Genomic DNA, 18976 nt, shown 5'->3' with positions numbered 1-18976 from the left:
GAGTTTGAACGTGCAATGGTCATCTGCATCAACCGGTACTTCACCGAACACCGGATGAAAGGCTTCGCCTGCCGTCTCAAGCAGGCGCACTTCAACACCCAGTATGTGGACATCATCGTTGACTCGCTTGACCCCTCCTTTTATCTTGCCATTGAATGCAAATCCGTCAAAGGAAAACGTCTCTTCTTTACGAGCAACTTCCACAAGGACAAAGACAACGTACACCAGATCGACAACATCTCCGGCTTTCTCAAATACACCGGCAGACGCGGATTCCTTGCCGTGGAGTTCCGGGGCGGTCAGAAAAACGAAGCCTACCTCATGCCGTGGGAAATGGTCCTCGCCTTCTTCGGTTCGCAGGCAAGCATCCCGATAGACGAATTCCGCAAATGCATCCCGCTGGAACGCACCTCCTACGGCTACCACCTTGACACCCTCTCCCTTCCTCCGTCAGACTAAATACCAGAGAGGACGAATAGGTATAGAATCTATGCGAGGGTCGAACAGATTTTTATCCATAAACGGAAAACCGGTGAAAACACCGGTAGTACTCGCATCCATGGCGGGAATTACCAATGCAGAGTATGTCCTTGAACGCGCAGCCCATGTGGGAGCTGCCTTCATCGGAGGATTCTCTCTGGATGCCGCCACACAGGAAGCCGCCCGGAAAATGATCGAAGCAGGCCGTACCGAATTTTCCGACGGCCTTGACGGAATTGCAACCGAACTTGCCATGCTGGAAGGAACCGATGTCGTCATCGGCCTGAACCTTCGCGGATCCACCCCCGAGGCATATGTTGCCGCAGCCCGCGAGTTCGGCAGCGGCGTCATCTACGAAATCGATGCACACTGCCGCCAGCAGCCGATGATCGACGCACACTGCGGCGAATATCTGCTGCACAACACCGATGCTCTCTGTGACATCGTCCGCGCCCTGCACGCCGAAGGCGTCTGTGTCTCCGTCAAAACCCGCGCAGGCGTAACTGATGACCGGCTCCTTGCACGAAAACTCTGGGCTGCCGGAGCCGACATCCTGCACATCGACCTGATGGACACCGGCTATACCCGTATCCGGCAGATCAGAAACAGCTGTCCCTTAACTCTTATTGCAAACAACAGCATCAACGCACCCGACAAGATGATGGATATGTTCTCGCACGGTGCCGACATGGTCTCCCTCGCCCGCTCGGCAAACGTTGCAACCCTCCAGCTTCTTGACCGCTATATCCGTGCAACCGCCGAAGAAAACGGCTGGTACAACGCGCCGAAGCAGCTCTGCCGCGGCGGTGACCTGCGCTCGCTTACTTTCTGCTGTATGCCGGTCAAACAGTGCCCGCTGTTACCGACACTGGACACAATCGGCATGAGCCGTCAGGAGTACCTTGCACTCAAACAGGAGTTAACGCAAGGGACCGAGATTGCAAAAGGCAGCCACACCTGCTTCGGCAGCCTCGCCTGGTGCTGCAAAACCTCAACCCCCTGTATGTTCCGCGACATGACGCTCAAATCCCTGCCGCTCCCAAAGAATGAATACATGGCAATGAAGCGGGAGCTTTCGGAAGGAATCATGGAGAGGATTTTTGCCGATGTCCCTGCCGACTGTTAAACCCGCCTCCCCTGCAGAGCTTGCGCAGTTTGCCATGCTCCTTGAGGTAACCGCCCGGGGAAAACCGGGCAACATTGACCGGTGCCACGATTACGCAGACACCCGGCTCGATCATTTTCTCGCTTCGGCAGTACTGGCAAAACCGGTTTTTTCCGCTGTTGAAGACGGGTGTCTTTCCATCGGGGAAGCAGTGCGCGATGCGGTCGCACGCACCAACATGCACAACGGCGGCAACACCCACTTCGGCGCATTTCTCCTTCTCCTTCCGTTACTTGCAGGCCGGGGTATTGCCGGTGCTGCGGAGCTGGTGCAAAAAACAACCGTGACCGATGCGGTTCTCTTCTACGAAGCATTCGGACTGACCCAGGTGCGGGTCAGAACCAAGGACCCCATGGACGTCAACGACCCGGCCTCAGTGCAGCGCCTGAGAGATGAACAGATAACCATGTACAACGTGATGGAGTACTCCGCCCCGCACGACATGGTCGCCCGTGAATGGACAAACGGCTTTGCCCTGACGCGCTGGGCAGCAGACCTGCTGCTCGAACAGAACACCGGAGTACACGCAATCCCTGCAATGTTTCTTACGCTGATGGCAGAGTATCCGGACACCTTTATTGCAAAAAAGTTTGATGACGCAACCGCAGAACAGGTGATGCACAAAGCCCGCGACGTCAAATGCGGCAGACGGGATCTTGCCGCATTTGACGAAGAATGCATCAATGCAGGCATCAATCCCGGTTCCCTTGCCGACATCTGCATTGCAGGAATATTTACTGCGCTTCTGGAGGGATGGAAATGGGACTGTTAAGCGAAGGAATCACCGAAGTAATCGCGGTCACCCAGGACAATGCCGCTCCGATGGGTATCATCGTAAAGCCGGGCATGTCTCCGAGGATGGTCCTTTTCAAAGGATCCAAAACGGTTGCAAACATCCTTGAGTACGGCTGGGTCACTGCGAACTTTGTTTCGGACTGTTACCTCTATCCGCAGTATGCATTTTCGGACGTGGCACCTGACGATCTGGCGGACGTCTTTGTCGGCGGCATTATGATGCAGCGTCTGGTCTCAGCAGATGCATGGATGGCGTTCCGGACAACCGTTCTGCATGAAACAGATAAAACCTGCTACATCGACCTCCTGCCGGTGGCTTCCGAGTATGTTCGTGAGGAACCGCACCCGATCAACCGGGGCTTCAACAGCGTCATCGACGCAACCGTACACGCAACACGGTACGTGTACACCAAAGACGATCACCTCCGCAATCTCATTGAGTATCATCTGGGAATCGTTGCCAAATGCGGCGGTCCCCGCGAACGTGAGGCGGAAATACTTCTGCGCGAGATCTGCGGGCTGTAAACGCCCGGCATCACCCCAGCAGCTCAACTTCCATCGCGAGCCGCCATATTTTCTTTTTTGATCGGGCCGACAGATCCGCAATCCGCATCATCCGCTCCTCAATGGAGATCACCTTCGACCCCTTCACCAGATTGTCCGCATGCGCCACAATCTTCTCCTCAAGTGTCTGCGGCACGCAGTCCCGAGGCAGCAGTCCGAGAAGCGTGCACTCATCCGCGTCCAGTCCCGCACCCGTATGCCGGAGCACAATCTGCGTCAGTGCTTCACGCTCGCCCCGTGCACGGCATATGCGTGCCCCTTCCTGCGCATGGGAGATATCATGGGTTACGGACCGTCCGATATCATGCATCATCGACCCCGCACAGACCAGGGCATTATCCACCGAATCACCGGAAAACCGCGCGGCAACGGATGCAACAACCTCACAGTGCCGGACCACGCCGGAGTCGCATCCGACGGAAAAAAGAATTGAAGAGTACTGATTCTCAGGCATCCGAAAGATCCTCGCGCATCTTTTCAACGCGGGTCTTCAGTGCCGATACCAGCAGTTCATCATCGAAATGCACCAGCATCTCACCGCACTGTTCGCAGGCAAAGTTGGTGGTACACGCATTATTAAACGTCGTCATCAGACCGCAGTTCTTGCACTGATAGAAGTCGTTCGCCTCGTCATATCGCAGACGTGCCGACAGTTTTCCCACCACCGTCTCCATCTCTGCACGCAGAACAAGATTCAGATTGTCCATCCGCATCACCCACAGATACGTCAGCCAGCCCGTCTCATTATTCTTAATCCGGCGGTACTCCGCCAGCCGGTGTTCATAGAGATTATACAGCGTATGGCGCACGGAGTTTAAGTTGATCTCCGTCTTTGCCGCAATATCCTCATCGCTCAGCTCCTCGTTCGGGCAGCGGCGGAGAAGTTCAATTCCCTCCTCACCCACGAGTTTTAGAAGATACTGGAATATTGCCGGATTTTTCAGCTGTTCCTCAGTGATCGCCGTCATGTCTTTATACGTTGGACGGCGCCGGTAATATGTTTATCCAGAGATACAAACGCCTCCTCCCGCGACGGTCCGCACCCGAGAACCGAAAACATCACCTCTCCTTCCTCAAACACCGTTCCCGGATGCGGAATGTCGGTGATGGTTCCTGCAAGGTCTTGCATATCAGCACGCATCACCAGCGGCTCCGGTGCCGCAAGAATTTTCCGCACACAGAACTGTTCCGGTTCCGGTACCACATCCGGTAGTATCCCGCGGCACGCATCCGCATGCAGCCGGAACAGGTTTACCCCGGTCGCGGTTTCCACCGTCTCCACCGTCCCCTGAAACCGCGGATTCACCTCAATTGCGTAGGCTTCCGTCTCCGTCAGGACAAAATCGACTCCGACCGATCCCACACATCCACTTGCCGCAACAATTTTCTCGGCAGTTTCCATCATCCGCCCGGCCATCGGATGGATACAGGGTGTAACCGATCCCGAAAACGCATAGGCGCAGCTGTCCCCGCCGCGAAGAATCTGTTCGTTCGCCGCAACTGCTTTTGCGGAAGTCCCGGTTCCGACACAGGACACACTTGCCGGAACACCTGCAATCACCTCCTGCATCAGAAACGGCTCGTGATCCGCAAACTCCTCCCAGCATGCGCGCTCTGCATCATTTCGGACGACCGCATTCCGCCAGCCGCCCGCACCCGACAGCGTCTTCATCATTGCCGGATACTCACCATCGGAAAGTCTCCGTGGCACCGGAACACCGAGATACTCAAAAAACTCCTGGGTTTTTCCCTTGTCCATGAACCGTGCTGCAACCTCCGGGGCGGTACCCAGCCGGTTTGGCACGTCCAGAAGTTCCGCACCCGACGTTGTCACCACGCAGTCGATCTGATGCCGGGCAAGCATCTCCTCAAGAGCAAACGGCAGTTCGTCCAGCTCGTCAAACGCTATCACATCCTTTGTACACCAGAGCAGATCCTGATCACAGAAGTGATCCACCGCATACACCTCATATCCGGCCCGCGCCGCAGACTTTGCCACGTGACGGGTTGTGTATCCGGCAACCAGTACCGACGGACTCACGCTTCGTCACCGTGGTGTTCATCGTGCTTGACGGTTGTCTTGCCAATCGCGGTCGGCAGTACTTCCAGTTCTGCATCCGGAAATGTCAGCTCCAGTTCCGCACCTTCGTACAGGTGATCCAGAAACAGTGCAAGAGCCGAAATCTCCGAGTGCGGCTGATTGGCAACCGCTACATTGTAGTCGGCAAGCTCGTACATATCTCCCGGCACTTTTTCAGCACCCACCACGACCAGAATTTTTTCCTCGGTCCGGATTTTGGGAATTACATCCTGTAGCCGCAGGCCGTACATAGTCAGATGCACAACCTTCCCGCCGTTTCTCTTGAACGTATTGATGCAGCTTTTCCACTTCACATTGTTCTCGCAGAAGTAGGTACCGCCGAACCGGTGCGCAACATCTGCAATACTGTCGGCAACTTTCTGATCATCAGCGGCAAGATACATGCCGCTCGCCCCGAGCGCCCGGGAACTCAGTCCGACGTGCGTCGTTACCCGCTGGTCGCGTTCCGGCCGGTGGCCGATTCGTAGGATATAGGATTCTGGTTTCAGCATTGTTTCTTCGCCTTGATAACTCCGTTTTCAATATAGACCGGCATATCAGGGGCATGCATCATCTCATTCAGCATCAGCATGTCCGATAAACTCAGGAGACTGACCGACTCGCCCATAACTGCAATCAGGCAGTTGTTTTCAAGCCGGGACAGGGACGCCTCCACAACGTCCCGACTCCATCCCGACCGCTCCGCCAGCTCTGCAATCATCACCGGCTTTTCATCGGTCAACATGTGGTAGAGTGCCCAGTCAGTGTCGCAGTCCTTTTGGTGACCGCTCCATTCCCCGGTGCGGGTCGTCCCCTCATCCTTCATGAGGTAACAATTTGAACGCAGAAGAGATTAAGGTTGCATGGTTGCATCCTGCATTTTGTCACAAACAACCCCCTTATCACTGCCAAATGCAACTGTCATACATATGGAACTCACCGTTGTTGTTGCATTCACCTCCCTTGTAGTCAGCATCATCTCCAGTATCTACGGATTCACCCAAAACAAAAAACTACAGGAGTTTGAACACCGCACACGCGAGGACACCAAAGAAGATCTAGTAAAACTTGATACCGTCCTCAAATCCATCATTACCAAATCGTCGTACCGCAACGACATGAAAAATCTCGGATTCGACGCGGAAAAACAGATCATCAGTGACTTCCTCTTAAGTCCCACATGGCTTGCGATAGAATATCTGATTAATCGGAACGGTGACAAAACCGTACTGCATGTGGAGCTTTTGATCATTCTCAACCGACAGGACGGTATCACCATTGGCTTTGCTGCCCATAACGCTGAAAAAGAACTCAGCAGAATCAGCAGACAGTACCATGACGAACTGCTGAGCCTGAAAAACAACATCTATACCATGCTTCCTGAAATCTCCGGAGACAGTGTGGAACGGCTGTCGAAGACCGCTGTTACTGCAGTAAAAGACCGGATCACCTACAATGATGACTACGTCAGGGACGCGCTCCGTTACCTCAAAGAGAAAAAAGGGGTGGAGGATCCCAGCATCGACCTCTTTCTTGCGGTTCTGGACAATAACGATGACCTGCTCAAACAGGCCATTGACTCAGGAGGAAACCTTTCCATGGACGACAGGGATCTGCTGCGGAAGTATGAAAAACTCCTGAAGGATCATACATTTGTCCGAAAACAGGGACGGCCGGCATAGATTATTCATCTGAGAGAGACGAATACTACACAGCAAATGATTGTGATGACTGGTGTGTGCCAAAGGGAGGAGTATGGCCGGGCTCTCTGACTATGCAGAGCTGACGTCTCTGGCCGACTCCCTCTACGATGCCTGCGAAGACGATGATGCAGAACTTGCCCGGCTGCTGCATGAACTCGATCCGGATGTTGCAGTTCAGCTCTGCACCTCCGATCTGATGAATGCAGCGCAGGCCTACATGTATGCCTTTAACGAAGTCCCCGACCTTGATGTGTACGATATTCTCCTGCTCGAACCGTCCTCGCAGCTTCTGCACGGCATCAAAATACTGCCGGTTGAACTTGCGGAGCTGATAATGGGATTTGATCCATCCAGAAAACTGTTTTTCATCGGGGTCTGGGACGGGGAAAAGATCCTCGCAGCCTTTACCGGAGAGGGGGCATACGACCGTGCCGCAGCCTTTGCCCGCGAGCACTGCTCGGCATAATCCTACTCTCCTTTCGTAATCATATCATAGCGGACGGCAGCAGGAACCATCTCGGGTACTTCTCCCCATGCCGCAGTCCAGTCCCCGATAACCGCATACACCGCGTCAACCGCCGTTCCGTCCGGCAGTATGATCCCTTCGTCCGTTGGCCGGAGTTCATTGCACAGTCCCGTTGCCCAGGCATCCGCTTTTGCCGGGTCGCGGGAAAACACCACCACCGCGTCCGCAACCCCGAAGGAAACCGACGGCCCGACCGTCGCAGACGAGGTGCACACCGCCCGGATACCGGGGGCAGGGGGCAGGACAAATGCATATTTCCCGGATACCGGGGCTGTGCCCGCATACAGACCTGCACGCACCGGCCGGTCGGCTGCGGTAAACACGATATCACCGCCGTTGTCAATCAGACCAAACGCGGCACCCTCCGCAGCCATACTCTCTACTCCTGCCCACGCCACCGCCGCCGCAACCGCAGCCATCGGCCCTACATCCGCCTCGGCGGCGGCTGCCGCCATCCGCTGCACAATCAGCGGTGCGTCGGATTCCACCAGCACCGGTGAGTAGGAGGTTCCAAAAAAAGGATCGGCACGGATATAGGACTCAAGGTCCGCCCGGCCTGCAAGCATCCCCGCCTTTGCCGCCGCAATATGGGCGGGATCCTCGGCGAGGATCGTTGTAATCGTCTCGCGAAACTCGAAATGTTCACGAATCATTTCTGCAGACTTAACGCACGCTGCGGACAGTACATCACACACCGCCCGCACAGAACACAGCGCTCCGAGTTCACCTGCAGCTGCCAGGAGTCATCAAAGGAAAACACCTTTTTCTGGCAGATGCTGATGCACAGACCGCAGTCAACACACTCCGTCCGGTTGTGGGAAACCGCATCCCGCTGAATTTTTACCGTAACACCCGGATGCTTCAGTGCCTCGATGAACTTCTCCGCATCCTCATCCTTCACATCCAGCAGTGTCCAGCCGTCATCACCGTCGATCTGCGCACGTTCCACATTCACCGGAACCCCGGAAGCAAGAATGGCATTCGCAATGTTTGCTTCCTGCACTCCGTCGCTGTCAAAGGTTACCATCAGTTTCATTTGTGCCACCTCTCTCCTACCAGATCGCCGAGATCATAGGAGTTCAGCATGCCGAGCACCTTCTTTGCCGTGTCAATAACCACGAGTGCTCCGATGTTGTTCTGCTGCAGTCTGCGTGCGGCAAGATCCACCGGCTCGTCCGGCAGTGCCGTAATCACGCTGCGGGTCATAATCTCCGACACTTTTTGATCCTCCTCATCGCGGGCGAACGCTTTGGAGATATCAAACGTCGTCACAATACCGATCAGCCGGTTCTCGGCATCGATCACCGGCAGGTGGTTCGTGTTTCCTTTCAGCAGACGGTTTGCCGCCTCCTTGACGCTTTCTTCGCCGGTGATGGTCACAAAGGTTCCGACCATCATCTCACTCACGCGGCGGACAACCCCGTGTTCGGCCATCGGTCTGTTCCTCTTCGTTGCATTGATCGGGCGGGTTGCAAGCGCCATTGTAAACGTTCCCGCTTCAATTCTTCCCTTCAGCTCGCCTGCAATCTCGCGTGCCTTCTTGTAGCTGGACAGGGGCGATGTTCTGATCTCCTCGCCGTCGATCTCAACCGACCCGCTCTTCAGCTCCGCATACGTTACCTCGCGCACCACCGGCCGGTCACGGACCGGTGTGCCGTAGTCCACGATGCTGGTTTTGAGATCCTCATCCCGTACCGCGGTGTGCTTTACGATCTCTTCGGTTAACAGCGGGATCGGGACGCCCACACCCACATACATCGTTACCCCGTATCCGGTCATCGTTGCTGCGCGGATGTAGTCGGTTGACATTTCCTTCATGTCGCCGGTGGTCATCAGCGTACCGAATCCCGCGCCGGGGGAGTGCTGGGTTCCTTCCCCGACGACGGTCCCGTTTGCACCGCCCAAAAAGATCGGCGTTCCGGATCCGATCACCGAAAAGGTCGGATCGTTTGGCAGAGGCGAAAGAGCTCCCGCTCCCGAGTAGGTGATGTTGCGGTGGCCGGGCAGGAGATACCCCATATAGGTTTTCACCGGATGGTCTCCCATGTTCGTTGCCGCGTTATAGCACTGGTAGGAGTTCCGCGGGTTGACCATGATCGCCTGATTAAGATCGGATAAGGTGAACTCGTTGGTGATGGACTGGCGGGGGTAGCAGTCCGTGCCTTTGGCACGGGCATGCAGCTCAACCGACCGTCCTGCGATCAGATCTTCAATCACATGAGCCCCGCCGTAATCGGTTCCGCGGGTTGTTGACTCCTGTGTTGCCCCGAGATAGCAGTCAACCGCCGCAACCCCTGCGTATGCCTCAACATTGTTGAGCCACATCTTCTCCATCCGAATGGGAATCTCCGGATGTCCAAAGTTGAGGAATGCCCCTGATGAACACATCGCGCCGAAGGTGCCGGTTGTGACAACATCCACTTCCCGGAGTGCTCCGGACACGCCAAGTTCGTCAACGATGTCCGGCATCTCTTCGGCTGTTACAACCCGCACACTTCCATCGCGGATACGTTCGTTAATATCGTCGATGGATTTGTACATATTGTCTAATATCTCCCCGTTCCATGTATATAAAGTGACTTATTAATCCTGCAGAGCCAATATCTACCTAATGTACCTCGGTGAGTTCATCCAAAAACTTGAGACCATCGCTCCGCCGGCCCTTGCAGAGGAGTTTGACTGCGGTCGTATCGGTCTGATTCTGGAAGGGACGGCAAATATTGAGACGGTTGCCTGCGCTCTGGATGCAACACCCCATGTTGCGGAGATGGCAGCAGAACTCGGAGTTGATGCGCTGGTGGTACACCATCCGGCGTTCTGGGCACCGATGCACGGTATCTGCGGCAGGAACGCGGATATCGCCCGGCCGCTTCTTGCACAGAATATCAATCTGTATGCAATGCACACGAACTTCGACCATGCGGACGGCGGCATCAATGACGCACTTGCGGATGTGCTCGGCCTGACCGACCGCGTGAAGGGATCGCTTGAGATCGTCGGCACGATGACAAAATCGTTTCCGGAGATTGCGGAGATTCTCGGCTGCGGTCTTCGTGTCTGGGGTGATGTGAGCGAGGTGACCCGGCTTGCGGTTGCGGGCGGTTCGGCCTTTGACTGGGAACTGATCGAAGAAGCAGCAGAGCTTGGTGCAGAAGCGTATCTTGCCTCCGAACTGAAGTACAACATCGCCCGCGAGTCGCCGATTCCCTGTATCGAGGCGACCCACTACGCGCTTGAAGCGCCCGGTATGCGGGCACTGGCACAGCGGGAAGGCTGGATATTTATCGAGGATATTCCTGAGACATCCCTTATTCCATGATTCATCCCTGGCAGGTTCTGAAAACGGAACAGTCTCTGAACGAGGCGGTGCGGCAGGCATTTGTACATGCCTACGGGAAACGCGGCAGCGATGCGGTTGATGCGGTCCGTGACCGCCGCGTGAAGAAGTACCGGGATTATTTTGTGGTGGTCGGCAACTCGGGAGAGTATTATGTGGAAGGGGATTTCTGCAGCTGTGAGGCGCGGTTGTATGGAAAATCCTGCTGGCACACACTTGCCGTGAGGATTGCGCAGGAGCTCGGGGAGTACGAGACGTACGATCTCTGGTATTATAAGGATGGCGTGGACGAGGACGAACCGGAGTATGAGGGGTCGTAGTCCGGGGATCCCGTGAAGCGGGCGGTGAACATCCGTGATGTTGTGTCTAATCCGGCCCGCCCGCAACGTAGCAGTAGACGATTCAATAAAAAACCATTTTTAAGAGGAATGTTTCCGGGCCGGCACATGGCTGTTGTCACGTTTGAGAGGTACCGTAGTGTGTCTTCTTTAAAAAACTGGAGATAAGAGAGTTAAAAAATGATCATCTGCGCCAGAGCAGCAGGAGGCCGAGGCCGACTGCAAGACCGGACACACATCCTCCGAAGGAACTCTGCGGTGTTGCGGGCGGTGTTGCAGGAACCGTTGCGGTCGCTGTCGGCAGCGTGACTGCGGGAGTTGCAGCAGTTGTTGGGGCAGGAAGGGGTGTTCCGGTAGTCTGCGGCGCAGTTGTTTGGGCTGTGCTCGGCAGCGGGCCGGCGGTTGGTACCGGCGCCGGTTCGACTTTTACCGGTTTTGAAATGAACGTCTCTTTGGTTGCGTCGTTTTCCATCTTCACTTTCAGCTGCCAGAGCGTGATCTCTTTGCCCTCGTCATATGGTGATGGGGTACCGGTAAGATTTGTTACCAGCCAGGTGTCGCGTTCGGCGGTTGAGATGGTAAATCCGCTGATCGTTGCGTGCGCATACGGAAGCTCCCAGGTCTGTGTTGTCCGGTTCTGTACGACAAGGGCAACGTGCCAGACCGGATCGGTGAGATCGGTGTCGAACTCAAGGGTGTAACCGCTCCAGAACCGCTCTCCGACAAAGATGTTCTGCGACACGGTCAGTTCCTGACCGGTGACAACGGGTCCTGCTGGTGTGTAGTTTGCCGCAAACTCGGTATCGGCTGCGGCTGCCGGAACAGCAAGGAGGATTGCGCAGAAGAGCAGAATTGTGAATCGCGCGGTGTGTTTCCGGATCATTTCCGCTCCGCTTTGATCTTCCGGATTTCGTTTAGGATGCGGGTGAGAATCACCTCATCGGAGGGCATGCCGGAGGTGAAGGCTTTTTTGACATGAATCGGTACACCGTCCAGTCGGTAGGCGGTGCCTTCAGCGTCGATACCGACGGATGCCACCGGGATATGGAGTTTTGCAACGGCGGTGGAGAGTGAGATGAACGGATCGAGAACGACGGTGTTGATACGTGCGAGATGTGCAACCGTTTCGCGGGGGAAATGTGCACCGAGATCGGTTCCGATGATGAGGACGGCGTCTGCTTCGTGCTTGGCGAGGATGTCAACGCCGCTGGTTTCGCCGGGGTTGTAGTGGACGATGCCCCTTGAATAGTCCACTGCATAGGGATAACCTGCGGCGAGTGAGAACATCTGGTTGGTACCGTCCACGTTCCAGTGACCGCGAAGCGGGGTAAGGGTGTATTTGGTATGTCGGTTGAGTTCGTCAACAAGTTCGATGCCTGCGCGGACGTTTTTGTATTTCCCCCGCGACTGGGTGAGGCCGATGCCGGTGAAGAAGGAACCGAACTTTGCGTTGAGCAGGATATCGGCGGTTTTGAAGAGGACGCTGCGCTCCACACCTGCGACGGTGTCGGGAATGACGTCACGTTCGCCCCGGACGATTGCGCGCAGTGCGTTGAAGAGGGCGTAGTCTCCGCCGGGTTTTACCTGAATGAAGATGTCGGCAAGTTTGGCGGTTTCGGATTCACGGATGTCCACGACGATGACGGTCCGGTCGGCGCGTCCTTCGGGGCGGAATGCGCCGGTTGAGTAGGTGGAGTAGCGGGAGAGGTGGCGCGGATGGGCAGCGATGGGGTTGCAGCCCCAGTAGACGATGACATCGGCACGGTTTTTGACCTGACCGAGGGTGCAGCCGGGATGACCGACTTCCTGAACAGCCATGATGGTGGGACCGTGACACTCGGAGGAGCAGTTGTCCATGACGGCACCGATCTCTTCTGCGATTTCAAGGCCGATGTGCATGGCTTCGGTGGAGGTGCCGGACCAGCCGTAGAAGAGCGGCCGCTTTGCGGACGCAAACATTTCGGCAGCCATTCTGACGGCGGTGTCGAAGTCGGTTTCCTTCCATTCGTTTCCGTCGCGGCGGATGGGAGTGACCATCCGGCCTGGTGAGCGGAATTTGCCGGAGGAGAGCAGACAGCCGTTTACGACATCGGTGATGACGCCGTCTTTGATGTGGAGTTCAATGTCGTCGCAGAGGCAGCCGCAGAGGGGGCAGGCATGGTTTTTGATGATTTTTTCTCCGGGTTCGGTATTCGGAAGGGTGGTTCCTGCGGGTATTGTGTATCTGAGACCGCCGAGTTCTTCCATGAGGTCCCATGCGGATTTTAGGGGGAGATCGGTTGCGCTGACTTCGACCGGTACGCCTTTGAAGTCGGGCGCGCCGGTGGAGTGGGTATGTTCGTGGAGGATGAAGTTGGCATGCGGACCACAGGGGATGAATACTACTCCCTCAGGGGTTTCGGGTGATTCGCGAACATTAAAGACGGTTTTTCCGGCGGTACTTTCGATGAGGACGTGTTCGTCTTCTTCGACGCCTATTTCCATCATGTCCATCGGGTTGAGGAAACAGTAGGAGGTTTCGCGGGAGTAGTCTTTGGTGTCTTTGTAGTACAGCTGGGCGCCCTGTTCCGGGGTTCGTCCGCTGCTCATCAGCAGTTTCATGAGTGTCCTTATCCCCGACCGCCCGGGATGGTTCGGGAGGCCTGTTCGTTATTCAGTATGTATCCGGGTGCAAATTAATAAAGTGATCTTAGGGTGCAATAGTATGGGTATGCGGATCATCAACATTATCGGCCATTCAAACTCGGGGAAGACGACTATGATCACAAAGCTTGTACCGCTTCTGGCTGCAGTCGGTACGGTTGCAACGATTAAACATATGGGGCATCATATCTGGGAGCTGCCCGCGGGGAAGGATACGACGGTGCATTTCTCAGGAGGGTCGGTTGCGACGGCAGGCATTGATGCGGAAAAGACCGTGATGAGTCTCCGTACGACGAATGTGTATGAGATTCTGGATTTTTATGCCTGGAAAGGGTATGATTATGCAGTGGTCGAGGGATTTAAGGAGGAAGGGTTTTCATGTGTGGTTCTGGGAGATCTTGCGGCGGATCATGTGGTTGTGCGGGATGCAGATGCGGAGATGGTGTTTGCGATGCGGGATTTGTTTGAGGTGTATGTGCCGCGGCGAGTCCGGGAATAATTCACGGTGATTTTTCCGGGAAATAGTGAACGGCGGTCGGGCAGGATGAGAAAGCCGTCCGTTCTCCGGGGTACACTGCGGAGATCCAAGGTAAACCTATCCCCCGAAGTATTTCGTGGGATCACAACCAAGTACCGATCCGTAATTTATTAATGAAACAGAGGTTAATAGCTAATCATTTACGAAAAATCCGCCCGCAGGACGAGCAGGTTTTTTTTGGATAGAGAAGAGCATGATCCCTGAACTCGCATACATCGCCGCCGCCGCGGTAATCTCCCTCATACTCTTTATAGCACTGGATCTATTCTGGGAACTCCCGAAAGAGGGGGGAGTTTCCGGCGCTGATGCCGTCAGTCGTGAAATTGTTGCGGCTGGCGGAAACAAAAACGGCGGCTGGATGCTTGGCAACATCATCTGTTCGCCTGACGCCTCCGCAGGAACACTCCTTGCCGCCTGCGGCTACTGGATATGCGGCATTCCCGGAGGAATCGCCGCCGCAGTCCTCGTCTTCATCGGCGCACGCATCTGTGCCGACAAAGGCTGGGCCGGAACCAGCGGTGCACTTGCCGCAACCGCCGTCATCTGGGCACTCAGCACCTTTGCAGGCTTCCCGCCCGAAGCCTTCATCGCCGGCATGGTCATTGCCATCCTGCTCGTGCAGGGAATCTCCGCACGCCATGCAAGCAGAATTCTTGGCAGTATCTGGAGGAAGATCTGATGCTTGAACTCGTTGGTGCAGTATGTGCCGTCATCGCCGTCTATGCCGCACTCCGTGCTGTTCTGGAAAAGAACACCCTGCGAAAACTTCCCTTCGTCAACGTCATGAACTTCGCCGTTGCAGGTGTCATTGCCCTCATCCTCCCGCATCCGCTGACCCTCGCTGCCGCAATCGCCTACTTCGTCGGTGCAACCCTCGAAGCAAACGCAATTGCATCAGCACTCGCACGTCTTACGCCGTGCCTCCCCCCCTCTGACGAAGTTACACTCACAAAACCAACCCCGGAGGATGAACCATGACCGAACTCTTCGCCGTCCTTGCCGTACTCCTTGCCCTCATCGGCGGCATCGCAACAGTCGTGATCAAAAACCCCTTCGACAAACTGATCACGCTTGGCATTCTTGTTTCAGGTGCCGTCATCTTCATGGTCAGCCGCGGCTACCTTGACGTCGCCATCGTCGTCTCCCTCATGATGCCGATTGGAACGCTCTTCATCCTTCTGCTGTGCCGCAAAAAACCGGAGGGACTGCAATGATCGGCATTGAATTTATCATCGGCTGCGTCCTCCTCCTCGCAGGTGTTGCCGCAACCGCCTACCCGCGTGATACGACCTACCTGACGAGGCTCATCAACATGGAGGTTGCCGAGTTTGGTCTCGTCTTTATCATGCTCGCATTCGACGAGATGCTCGCCCTCGTCACCTTCATCGCTGTCAACATCGTAACAACGCTCATCTTCGTGCGGCTCATCGAGAAGAAGGAGGCACCATGACCAGAATACAGCGGATCGCAGACTACCTCGCAGAAACCGATAACCTGCCCAAAGTCTATGCCGCAGTCATCTGCATCATCGCCGTCATCGGCCTGTGTACTGTCCCCCTCCTCACCTACCATGACGACCAGCTCTATCCGAAATCCCTCAACCCGGACAGTCCCTTAAACCCCTATGACCGGGGCGGTATCCCCTTCACCGAACCTGCGCACATCATTGCCCAGTATCCGGCAAACTCGCCTGCCATCGGTTACGTCACCGCCTACTTAACGCCTGCAAGCTGGTTCCTTGCAAACACCACTCTGTACCTTGGAACCACCATCGTGGGGCATCCCGGCGGAATCCTCGACGAAATCCTCTACTACACGCGGGGTCTTGATACCATCGTTGAAGCCAGCATCTTCTTCGCAGCCTTCGCCGTAGCCTCATTCCTGTACCGGAGGTCAAAGCAATGATTGAACTACCGCTTGAAATGCCAGTACTCTACACCGCAGGCATTGCAGTCGCCTTCATCGCCATCATCATCGCATTCTCCGCAATCCTGCGCGAAAAAGACGACATCCATAAAATGATCATCATCGACCTCATCGAGATCACCGGACTCGTCGTCATCGCACTCATCGCCACCGATCTGGCCGAAGCCCTCATCCTACCGGGCCTCGTCGTCGGTGTCGCCGAGATCATGGCGGTCTCTGAACTCTGGCTCGCCAAGGAAAATCTCCAGCAGAAACACGCGGCGAAAAAACTCGACATTGAGGTCATGAAGACCGCACCGCCGATCATCGGTATCATGCTTGCCGCCTATGGTATCTTTCTCACCGGATTCTCCGGCGGTCTGATTGCAGCACTTGGTCTGCTGGTCTATTTCCTCGGCAAAAATGTGGACGTTCCGTTTGCAAAAATCGAAAATGCCGCCGGCTACGCATGGGCACTCTGGGTTATTGCATTCCTCATCTTCATGATCGTTCCGTCCCAGTGGTTCCTTGCCGTCATGCTTGCTGCGGTTGGTATCATGCTCAAAGTCATGGCAAAAATGTCCCTGGTTGGGACCATGCGGGGGGCTGAATAATGTTTGAGCAGATATTTGAACCGCTGCTCGTCACGCTGCCCTTCGGTGACATCGTTCACTATCTCTCCGGCTACACCGTGGTCCTGTTCGCGTTTGCTGCGATGTTCGTCATCCTTGCCGTCATCAGTCTGCCGGAAAAACCCGTCGACATCGTGTTCGGTACCGACGGCTACTACACCAAAGAGATCCCGGTTGACCTGATGAAGTTCCAGCGGTTCATGGCAATTGCCTGCGGGATTGCCACGATTGGCGCAATCACCACCGGTGATGTCTTCAACTTCACTCTGTTTGCCGCCTTCATCGGTATCCTCAACATCGGTATCGTTGCAGCTGTGAAAAACAAACATGTGCTGGACGCCGCCTTCTCCTACGGGCTGGTCGTCATGATGGCAACCGTTCCCCTCTTCGCAGGGGCTGCAATTATTGCCGCAACCTGCGGCACGCTCTCCATCGGGGAACTTGCAGGTACCGGTGCAGCCCCGCTCGTTGCCAGACTCCTCCTCCTTGTCGGTGTTCTTGGAGAAGGAATGGCACCGTTCTACATTGGTAAAGCCGAGATCACCAGAGCACCGGGTGCTCCCTACATTCTGATGATCCATGTAAGCTCCCTCCTGCTGTTCCTGCGGGCGGTCGAAATTCTCCTGACGGTGTGAATCATGAAAAAATCTACAGCATTGGCTCTTGGAATCCTGTTTGCGGTAATTGCCGTTGGTGCGGCGCTGTTCGTAGCAGAGATTCCCGTTCTGATCGCGGTTGTTGTCATCTCCGCCCCGGCTGCTCTTGCTTCCCTCATCTACTGGTGGTGTGCAGGAACAAAGGACGGAGACATTCCGTTTGTGGGGTACTGACATGATTGCGTTCCTGCTTCTTCTCATCACCGCGGTCTTCTCCGGACTCCTCCTGCACGGCCTGCACCGCAAAGTAATCGCACGCATCCAGTCAAGACCGGGGCCGCCGGTCTGGCAGGAGATCCTCCACACCCTGAAGTTCTCCTTCAAACAGACCTGGATTCCCCGGACGGCAAGTCAGGTGATGTATGTTGCAATCGTTCTGATTGCGGTTGGTATCTGGGTTGCAGCGCTCTGGGTCGTCTGGACAGGGGCAAGCCTGCTGATCCTGTTTGCCCTGTATATGCTCCACAAAATCATCGAACACGGAACCGGTCTTTCATCCGGTTCCCCCTATACAAAGTTCGGTGCAATCCGGTCCGTCATGTCAGCAGCAGCAGAACTGCCGCTGCTGGCAACGGTTGCTATCGTGTACCTGTTCTGGGGCACGCTTTCCATCGGTGAAATTGCAGCACTCCAGATCGAGACGCACACGCCGACGATCCTCGTTGCCTTCCCGGCAGCGGTATCGCTGTACCTGATCATCCTCTCCAAAGCGCACTACGGCCCGTTCTCGGTGATTGAGGCCAAGGAACTTGTCTCCGGCTACTGGACCGAACACTTCGGCGGCTGGCGGGCACTGTTAAACATCGCCATGGGTCTCAAGACCGTTGTCCTGCTCTCGGCATTCGTCCTGCTCTTTATCGGGGCGGTACCGTGGTGGCTGATGATCGTTCTTATGATCGTTCTTATGGTCTCCGTCTCGTTCATCTGTGCAGCAACGCCGATGCTCACCCCCTATCAGGTGGTGACGATACAGACCATCTGGACCGTGATTGTCGTTCTTTATGCGGCGGCTGTCTGGTTTGTTCTGCATGCAGGAGGGATAATTCTATGAACAACCTGATCGAAAAAGCCGTTGTCGCAGGCGTTGCCTTCTACATTCTCCTGATGGTCCTTGAGGTCATCAGCCACCCTGCGGTTCTTGCAGGAGCGGTCATTGGTGCCGTTCTGCTCGGCATTCTGGCGAGTGTCTTTCTCTCCTCCCGTGAGCACGCCGTGCATACCGGCGAGATGGTACTCGTCTGGGTAATGATACTGCTGTTTGTGCTCTACGGAGTGCTCTGCTGGTTTGGGGTGATACCATGGATCTGATCTACGAACGAAACCTTCAGCCGATGAAACTCGCCATCCTCAAAGGAACACGGCAGGATCGGGCAGTGATTGCCCTTGCCGCACGGCTCGGCATCAGTCGTCAGCAGATGCGGAAAATCCTCATCAACGGCTGCGACATGATGATTCTGGAAAACCTCGGTCCCCGGCTTGAGGCGGCGGACGAGGCAGCCGCGAGTGACCGCATTGCTGATGCCCTTTCCCTCCCGCATCTGACTGCGGCAACCGGCCTGCTGAGTGCGGCAGCGGGGGGGGGGGGGCCCACCCCCCCCCCCCGCCGCCCCCCCC

At 55.7% G+C, this 18976-nt stretch carries 30 protein-coding genes; 20 read left to right on the top strand and 10 right to left on the bottom strand.

Going from position 1 to position 18976, the window contains the following annotated elements:
* From O0S09_RS09335 to O0S09_RS09320, 4 genes are all read left to right on the top strand, one after another.
* Nucleotides 1-459 (top strand): Holliday junction resolvase (locus tag O0S09_RS09335; protein WP_268923709.1); only part of this gene is annotated, 459 nt, incomplete at its 5' end.
* A 31-nt stretch (nt 460-490) separates the two neighbouring features.
* Nucleotides 491-1606: a methanogenesis marker 9 domain-containing protein gene (locus O0S09_RS09330; protein ID WP_268923708.1), complete on the top strand. Its 1116-nt coding sequence runs from the start codon at nt 491-493 to the stop codon at nt 1604-1606.
* Nucleotides 1587-2417 carry a triphosphoribosyl-dephospho-CoA synthase gene (locus tag O0S09_RS09325; protein ID WP_268923707.1) on the top strand — a complete coding sequence of 277 codons (831 nt, stop codon included), beginning with the start codon at nt 1587-1589 and terminating at the stop codon, nt 2415-2417. The genes O0S09_RS09330 and O0S09_RS09325 overlap by 20 nt, the downstream gene beginning before the upstream one ends.
* On the top strand, nt 2405-2965 hold the full coding sequence (locus O0S09_RS09320; protein WP_268923706.1) for a DUF447 domain-containing protein: 561 nt from the start codon (nt 2405-2407) through the stop codon (nt 2963-2965). Before O0S09_RS09325 ends, O0S09_RS09320 begins: the two co-directional genes overlap by 13 nt.
* Nucleotides 2966-2975: 10 nt before the next feature.
* On the opposite strand, the gene O0S09_RS09315 is transcribed toward O0S09_RS09320, so the two are convergent.
* Genes O0S09_RS09315 through O0S09_RS09295 form a run of 5 tightly spaced genes read right to left on the bottom strand, consistent with a single transcriptional unit; the run spans nt 2976 to nt 5910 of the window.
* Nucleotides 2976-3458 (bottom strand): HDIG domain-containing metalloprotein, encoded by a 483-nt coding sequence (locus tag O0S09_RS09315; RefSeq protein WP_268923705.1) that lies wholly within the window; start codon nt 3456-3458, stop codon nt 2976-2978.
* Complete coding sequence (locus O0S09_RS09310; protein WP_268923704.1) at nt 3451-3972, bottom strand: transcription factor; 522 nt, start codon at nt 3970-3972, stop codon at nt 3451-3453. The genes O0S09_RS09315 and O0S09_RS09310 overlap by 8 nt, the downstream gene beginning before the upstream one ends.
* Complete coding sequence (locus O0S09_RS09305; RefSeq protein WP_268923703.1) at nt 3969-5045, bottom strand: ATP-grasp domain-containing protein; 1077 nt, start codon at nt 5043-5045, stop codon at nt 3969-3971. Before O0S09_RS09305 ends, O0S09_RS09310 begins: the two co-directional genes overlap by 4 nt.
* Entirely contained in the window at nt 5042-5596 is a 555-nt protein-coding gene (locus O0S09_RS09300) for a tRNA (cytidine(56)-2'-O)-methyltransferase (RefSeq protein WP_268923702.1), read from the bottom strand. The genes O0S09_RS09305 and O0S09_RS09300 overlap by 4 nt, the downstream gene beginning before the upstream one ends.
* Nucleotides 5590-5910, bottom strand: a complete 321-nt coding sequence (locus O0S09_RS09295) for a hypothetical protein (protein WP_268923701.1) — start codon at nt 5908-5910, stop codon at nt 5590-5592. The genes O0S09_RS09300 and O0S09_RS09295 overlap by 7 nt, the downstream gene beginning before the upstream one ends.
* A gap of 103 nt (nt 5911-6013) precedes the next feature.
* Between O0S09_RS09295 and O0S09_RS09290 the strand changes: the two genes are divergently transcribed.
* Both O0S09_RS09290 and O0S09_RS09285 read left to right on the top strand, forming a co-directional pair.
* Nucleotides 6014-6766: a GCIP family protein gene (locus tag O0S09_RS09290; protein ID WP_268923700.1), complete on the top strand. Its 753-nt coding sequence runs from the start codon at nt 6014-6016 to the stop codon at nt 6764-6766.
* A gap of 73 nt (nt 6767-6839) precedes the next feature.
* Nucleotides 6840-7253 (top strand): hypothetical protein, encoded by a 414-nt coding sequence (locus O0S09_RS09285; RefSeq protein ID WP_268923699.1) that lies wholly within the window; start codon nt 6840-6842, stop codon nt 7251-7253.
* A 2-nt stretch (nt 7254-7255) separates the two neighbouring features.
* On the opposite strand, the gene O0S09_RS09280 is transcribed toward O0S09_RS09285, so the two are convergent.
* From O0S09_RS09280 to O0S09_RS09270, 3 genes are read right to left on the bottom strand one after another with little or no spacing between them, the layout of a single operon-like run.
* Entirely contained in the window at nt 7256-7966 is a 711-nt protein-coding gene (locus tag O0S09_RS09280) for a UPF0280 family protein (RefSeq protein WP_268923698.1), read from the bottom strand.
* Nucleotides 7963-8349 carry a 4Fe-4S binding protein gene (locus tag O0S09_RS09275; RefSeq protein ID WP_268923697.1) on the bottom strand — a complete coding sequence of 129 codons (387 nt, stop codon included), beginning with the start codon at nt 8347-8349 and terminating at the stop codon, nt 7963-7965. The genes O0S09_RS09280 and O0S09_RS09275 overlap by 4 nt, the downstream gene beginning before the upstream one ends.
* Nucleotides 8346-9854 (bottom strand): homocysteine biosynthesis protein, encoded by a 1509-nt coding sequence (locus O0S09_RS09270; protein ID WP_268923696.1) that lies wholly within the window; start codon nt 9852-9854, stop codon nt 8346-8348. The genes O0S09_RS09275 and O0S09_RS09270 overlap by 4 nt, the downstream gene beginning before the upstream one ends.
* Before the next feature lie 70 nt (nt 9855-9924).
* Here O0S09_RS09270 and O0S09_RS09265 point away from each other — a divergent pair, with 70 nt between their 5' ends.
* Both O0S09_RS09265 and O0S09_RS09260 read left to right on the top strand, forming a co-directional pair.
* Complete coding sequence (locus tag O0S09_RS09265) at nt 9925-10632, top strand: Nif3-like dinuclear metal center hexameric protein (RefSeq protein WP_268923695.1); 708 nt, start codon at nt 9925-9927, stop codon at nt 10630-10632.
* Nucleotides 10629-10970 carry a hypothetical protein gene (locus O0S09_RS09260; RefSeq protein WP_268923694.1) on the top strand — a complete coding sequence of 114 codons (342 nt, stop codon included), beginning with the start codon at nt 10629-10631 and terminating at the stop codon, nt 10968-10970. Before O0S09_RS09265 ends, O0S09_RS09260 begins: the two co-directional genes overlap by 4 nt.
* 202 nt (nt 10971-11172) lie before the next feature.
* On the opposite strand, the gene O0S09_RS09255 is transcribed toward O0S09_RS09260, so the two are convergent.
* Both O0S09_RS09255 and O0S09_RS09250 read right to left on the bottom strand, forming a co-directional pair.
* Nucleotides 11173-11871, bottom strand: coding sequence for a hypothetical protein (locus tag O0S09_RS09255; protein ID WP_268923693.1), 699 nt, complete (start codon nt 11869-11871; stop codon nt 11173-11175).
* Nucleotides 11868-13589, bottom strand: coding sequence for a formylmethanofuran dehydrogenase subunit B (locus O0S09_RS09250; protein WP_268923692.1), 1722 nt, complete (start codon nt 13587-13589; stop codon nt 11868-11870). Before O0S09_RS09250 ends, O0S09_RS09255 begins: the two co-directional genes overlap by 4 nt.
* 109 nt (nt 13590-13698) lie before the next feature.
* Here O0S09_RS09250 and mobB point away from each other — a divergent pair, with 109 nt between their 5' ends.
* The 12 genes from mobB to O0S09_RS09190 form a co-directional block, all read left to right on the top strand.
* Nucleotides 13699-14130, top strand: coding sequence for a molybdopterin-guanine dinucleotide biosynthesis protein B (gene mobB, locus O0S09_RS09245; protein ID WP_268923691.1), 432 nt, complete (start codon nt 13699-13701; stop codon nt 14128-14130).
* A 232-nt stretch (nt 14131-14362) separates the two neighbouring features.
* A complete protein-coding gene (gene ehaB, locus O0S09_RS09240) occupies nt 14363-14848 on the top strand; it encodes a [NiFe]-hydrogenase-3-type subunit EhaB (RefSeq protein WP_268923690.1) in 486 nt (161 codons plus the stop codon).
* Nucleotides 14848-15147 (top strand): DUF2109 domain-containing protein, encoded by a 300-nt coding sequence (locus O0S09_RS09235; RefSeq protein ID WP_268923689.1) that lies wholly within the window; start codon nt 14848-14850, stop codon nt 15145-15147. Before ehaB ends, O0S09_RS09235 begins: the two co-directional genes overlap by 1 nt.
* Complete coding sequence (locus tag O0S09_RS09230; protein WP_268923687.1) at nt 15144-15383, top strand: EhaD family protein; 240 nt, start codon at nt 15144-15146, stop codon at nt 15381-15383. Before O0S09_RS09235 ends, O0S09_RS09230 begins: the two co-directional genes overlap by 4 nt.
* Nucleotides 15380-15619, top strand: coding sequence for an EhaE family protein (locus O0S09_RS09225; RefSeq protein WP_268923686.1), 240 nt, complete (start codon nt 15380-15382; stop codon nt 15617-15619). Before O0S09_RS09230 ends, O0S09_RS09225 begins: the two co-directional genes overlap by 4 nt.
* Nucleotides 15616-16074 (top strand): EhaF family protein, encoded by a 459-nt coding sequence (locus O0S09_RS09220; protein ID WP_268923685.1) that lies wholly within the window; start codon nt 15616-15618, stop codon nt 16072-16074. Before O0S09_RS09225 ends, O0S09_RS09220 begins: the two co-directional genes overlap by 4 nt.
* Nucleotides 16071-16688 (top strand): EhaG family protein, encoded by a 618-nt coding sequence (locus O0S09_RS09215; RefSeq protein WP_268923684.1) that lies wholly within the window; start codon nt 16071-16073, stop codon nt 16686-16688. Before O0S09_RS09220 ends, O0S09_RS09215 begins: the two co-directional genes overlap by 4 nt.
* A complete protein-coding gene (locus O0S09_RS09210) occupies nt 16688-17341 on the top strand; it encodes a hypothetical protein (RefSeq protein ID WP_268923683.1) in 654 nt (217 codons plus the stop codon). Before O0S09_RS09215 ends, O0S09_RS09210 begins: the two co-directional genes overlap by 1 nt.
* Before the next feature lie 3 nt (nt 17342-17344).
* A complete protein-coding gene (locus O0S09_RS09205; protein ID WP_268923682.1) occupies nt 17345-17536 on the top strand; it encodes a hypothetical protein in 192 nt (63 codons plus the stop codon).
* Between the two features lies 1 nt (nt 17537).
* The gene (locus tag O0S09_RS09200; RefSeq protein WP_268923681.1) at nt 17538-18413 is read left to right on the top strand and encodes a respiratory chain complex I subunit 1 family protein; all 876 of its coding nucleotides are present in this window, start codon (nt 17538-17540) and stop codon (nt 18411-18413) included.
* Entirely contained in the window at nt 18410-18670 is a 261-nt protein-coding gene (locus tag O0S09_RS09195; protein WP_268923680.1) for a hypothetical protein, read from the top strand. The genes O0S09_RS09200 and O0S09_RS09195 overlap by 4 nt, the downstream gene beginning before the upstream one ends.
* The coding region (locus O0S09_RS09190) for an EhaM family protein (RefSeq protein ID WP_268923679.1) at nt 18661-18976 on the top strand (316 nt) is incomplete at its 3' end. The genes O0S09_RS09195 and O0S09_RS09190, both read left to right, overlap by 10 nt.

The sequence above is a fragment of the Methanocorpusculum vombati genome, assembly GCF_026891935.1.
GTDB lineage: Archaea > Halobacteriota > Methanomicrobia > Methanomicrobiales > Methanocorpusculaceae > Methanocorpusculum > Methanocorpusculum vombati.
The sequence above is the reverse complement of the archived record's forward strand: the minus strand, read 5'-3'. Positions and strand labels throughout refer to the sequence as shown.